Annotated in this window: 2 protein-coding genes and 1 pseudogene; 2 read left to right on the top strand and 1 reads right to left on the bottom strand. The window is 70.7% G+C overall.

Translation table 11 applies throughout. The annotated features are described in order from the left end of the window. Together HUW62_RS46070 and HUW62_RS46065 are read left to right on the top strand one after the other, a co-directional pair. The coding region (locus HUW62_RS46070) for a reverse transcriptase family protein (RefSeq protein WP_176438063.1) at nt 1-1,052 on the top strand (1,052 nt) is incomplete at its 5' end. Next, nucleotides 1,049-2,023 carry a TIGR02996 domain-containing protein gene (locus HUW62_RS46065; RefSeq protein ID WP_163862898.1) on the top strand — a complete coding sequence of 325 codons (975 nt, stop codon included), beginning with the start codon at nt 1,049-1,051 and terminating at the stop codon, nt 2,021-2,023. The genes HUW62_RS46070 and HUW62_RS46065, both read left to right, overlap by 4 nt. Before the next feature lie 70 nt (nt 2,024-2,093). On the opposite strand, the pseudogene HUW62_RS46060 reads toward HUW62_RS46065, so the two are convergent. After that, a pseudogene (locus tag HUW62_RS46060) lies at nt 2,094-3,909 on the bottom strand (chromosome condensation regulator RCC1); the annotation flags it as partial.

Here is a 3,909-nt window from a genome sequence, read left to right as displayed (position 1 = left end):
GCCCGAGCCCCCACGCCCTCGGAGGCTGGAACCCCACCGGCTGGCACTTCGGCCTCTACCCCAGGCGTCGCGAAGACCTGGTGAAGCGCAAGCCCTCCGTCACCGCGAAGCTGCCCAAGCTCCAATCCCGCGATGACGTGGCGAAGCTGGTGGGCGTGGACGTCGCGGAGCTGGACGCGCTGATGCGCCCCGGCTCCGGCGCGGGCTCAGGCTACGTGGAGTTCGAGACGCCCAAGCGCTCCGGCGGCATGCGCCGCATCTGCGCACCACGCGCGAAGCTCAAGGCCGCGCAGCGCAACCTGCTCGAAGGACTGCTCACACACCTGCCCACGCACCCCGCCGTGCACGGCTTCGTGCCCGGCCGCTCCACGGTGACGAACGCGGAGGTCCACGTCGGCGCCCACGTCGTGGTGCGCGTGGACCTGGAGGACTTCTTCCCCACGGTGCACTACCGCCGCGTGAAGGGCTTCTTCGAGGCCCACGGCTACAACGACGAGGTGTCCTCCACCCTCGCGGGCCTCACCACCTGGCGGCCCAAGCTCCCGGATGGCACCGTGGTGTGGCCCGGCGTGCTGCCCCAGGGCGCGCCCACCTCGCCCGCCATCGCCAACCTCGTCTGCCGCCGCATGGACGCGCGCCTGCACGCGCTGGCGAAGAAGGCCGGCGCTTCGTACACGCGCTACGCGGATGACCTCTCCTTCTCCTTCGTCAAACCTCCGGAGCGACTGGGCCGCTTCCTCTGGTGGGTGAACGCCATCCTCCAGCAGGAGGGCTTCTCGGAGAACGCCGCCAAGCGCCGCGTCATGCGCCAGGGCGGACGCCAGCGGGTGACGGGCCTCACCGTCAATCAACGCGTGGCCATCCCTCGCGAGGAGCGCCGTCGCTTCAAGGCCATCCTCGCCAACTGCCGCAAGCACGGCGTGGAGTCGCAGGCCCGGGGCCGTCCCAACTTCCCCGCCTGGCTCGAGGGCTACGCCGCCTACGTGCGCATGGTGCATCCGGAGCTGGGCACGCGCTGGCAGCGCGAGGTGAAGGAGCTGCTGAACCCATGAGCCACTTCGAGGCACTGCTGGCGAAAGTCGTCGAGGACCCCGCCAACGACGCGCCGAGACTCGCGTGCGCGGAGGCGCTGCAGTCCGTGGACGCCGCGCGCGCCGAGTTCATCCGCGTGCAGCTCGCCCTGCCCGGCCGCATGGACCCGGCCCGACGCCGCTCACTCCACCTGCGCGCGCGGGAGCTGATGGACGCGCACGGCCGCGACTGGCTCAAGCCGCTGCGCGACGCGAAAGTGCACGAGCCGCGCTACCACCGGGGCTTCATCGAGGAGCTGAACCTCGCCGAAGACAAGCTCGCGAAGCACGGCCCGGAGCTGTTCGCGTTGGAGCCCGTGTCCCGGCTGTGCGTGGACACGCGCGATGGCAAGGGCCTGGAGCGCGCCGCCGAGCAGCCCTGGTTCTCCCAGGTCCATTGGCTGCGATTGGAAGGCTCGGGGGTCGACGCGGCGACGAAGGCGCTGGCCTCCTCCCCTCGGGCCGGACACCTGACCGGCCTGGTGCTGTCGGGCGCGACGGACGCGGCGGTCCGCGCCCTCGTCGAGAGCAATGTCCTGCCCAAGCTGCGCTCCGTCAGCTTCTCCAGCGGCGCGCTGACGAACGCCAGCGCGGGGCTCCTCTCGAAGGCGACCCTTCCATGGGGGCGGCTGTATCTATCCGGCTCCGGCCTGTCCGACGAAGGCGTGGAGACTCTGGCGGGCGCGAAGGGACTGGGCGCGCTCCAATGGCTGACGCTCAACCGCAACGAGCTGAGCGATGAAGCAGCGGAGGCCCTCGCGAAGAGCAAGGGCCTCACGGGCCTGGAACGACTGGAGCTGTCGAAGAACGACTTGAGCGAGGAAGGCGCGCTCGCGTTCCGCACCGCCAAGGCCCTGCCGAAGCTGCGGCGCCTGGAGCTGCTGGAGATGGGCCTGGACCGGGATGAGCTGGGCCCACTCGTCAAGCGACTGGGTGCGGGCCTGCGGCTCTGAGCGGCTTCACACCTGGAGCCTTCCGGGGCGACGACGCAATCGCCGTCATCGCCCCGGCACCAGCGACGGCTCAGGGCATCGCGACAACACCCGGCACGGCGCGCTGCCCAGGAACCCCCAGGCCCAGCGTCCCGTGGAAGTTGGTACCCCAGCTCACCGCCGCCCCGTCACGATTGAGGGCGATGGAGAAGTCCCCTCCGGCGGAGACCGTCTTCGCGCCTCGGAGCCCCTTCACCAACGTGGGCTCCAACCGGTGAGAGCTGTCTCCGGTGCCCAGCTGCCCGTGCGAGTTTCGCCCCCAGGCCCAGACGTCGGAGCCCACGGCGAAGGTGTGATTGGCGCCAACGCCCAGGGACTCCACCTCCGCCAGGCCCGGCACGGGAGACGGGTAGATGCGCGTGGAAAGCCCGCCGTCCCCCAACTGCCCATGGCTGTTGGAGCCCCAGGTCCAGACGGTGCCGTCAGCTCGCAGCGCCACCGAGTGATAACCGCCCGCATCCATGGACTTCACCCCTTCGAGTCCCATCACCTGGAACAGTGACTTGCGGTCGGTGGCGGTCCCTTCTCCGAGCTGGCCATACGCATTGTTGCCACAGGCCCACAACGTCCCGTCCGCGCGCAGCACCAGCGAGTGGTATTCGCCGCCCGCCACCGCCACCGCGCCCTTCAGCTCCTTCATGGGCGTGGGAATCCAACGCGCCTCCAGCGTGCCGTCACCGAGCTGCCCGAAGACGTTGTAGCCCCAGCTCCAGACGGTGCCGTCCTCCGTCACCGCCAGCGAGTGGTAGCTGCCCGCGGCGATGGACACCACGTGGCCCAGGCCCACCACCTGGACGGGCCTCAAGCTCTGCGTCGTGGTGCCATCACCGAGCTGCCCGAAGACGTTGTTGCCCCACGCCCACACCGTTCCGTCCTCGGCCAGCGCCAGCGTGTGCCACGCGCCAGGAGCCACCGCCCGAATCTTCGGCAACTCCTCCACCGTCGTCGGCAGGGACTCGTCCTCGGTGGTGCCGTTGCCGAGCTGCCCGTACCCGTTGCCACCCCACGTCTGCACGGTGCCATCCGAGAGGAGCGCCACCGCGTGCTGGTACCACGCCCGCAGCGAGACGACAGGCGCCAGGTCCTTCGACGTCGGCAGCTTGATGTCCACCGGCGCCGTCCTCGGCCCCGACTCCACTTCGCCGAGCTGGCCATACTCGTGGCTGCCCCAGGCTCGCACTCCGCTGTCCTCCAGCAGCGCCAGCGAGTGCTGCTCGCCCGCGGCCACCTCGGCGACCGCGGTGAGCCCCACCACCTGCACCGGCTTGAAGCGCAGGAAGCGGGTGCTGTCGCCCACCTGCCCGTAGCCGTTGTCTCCCCAGCCCCACGTCGTGCCGTCGTGAAGCACGGCCACCGCGTGGTGAGAGCCCGCGGCCACCGCCTTGACGCTCTTGAGCAGGAGCACCGGCTTCGGCGTTCCCCTCGGGCTGTTGGTGCCATCACCGAGCTGCCCGGCGCTGTTCGCACCCCAGCTCCACACCGTGCCGTCATGCAGCACCGCCAGCGAGAAGGCGCGGCCGACACTCACGCTCGCGACGGCCTCCAGCCCCGACACGCGCAGCGGCGTCGCGCTCGCGCTCGTGGTGCCATCACCGAGCTGGCCGGAGCCGTTCGCGCCCCAGGACCACACCGCGCCGTCCTGTCCCACCGCGAGCGCATGGGCCTCGCCCATCACCACGGAGGCGATGCCCGACAAGGCCTTCACCTCCATCGGCGTGGCCCGGTCTCCCTTGGAGCCATCCCCCAGTTGTCCGCTGTCATTCGAGCCCCACGTCCACACCGTGCCGTCAGCGCGCAGGGCCATGGAGGAATCCCCCCCCGCCGCCACGGCCACCACGCCCCACAGC

The sequence above is a fragment of the Myxococcus sp. AM011 genome (assembly GCF_013372595.1).
In the GTDB taxonomy this organism is placed as follows: domain Bacteria; phylum Myxococcota; class Myxococcia; order Myxococcales; family Myxococcaceae; genus Myxococcus; species Myxococcus eversor.
This window is presented reverse-complemented; position numbering and strand designations above follow the sequence as displayed.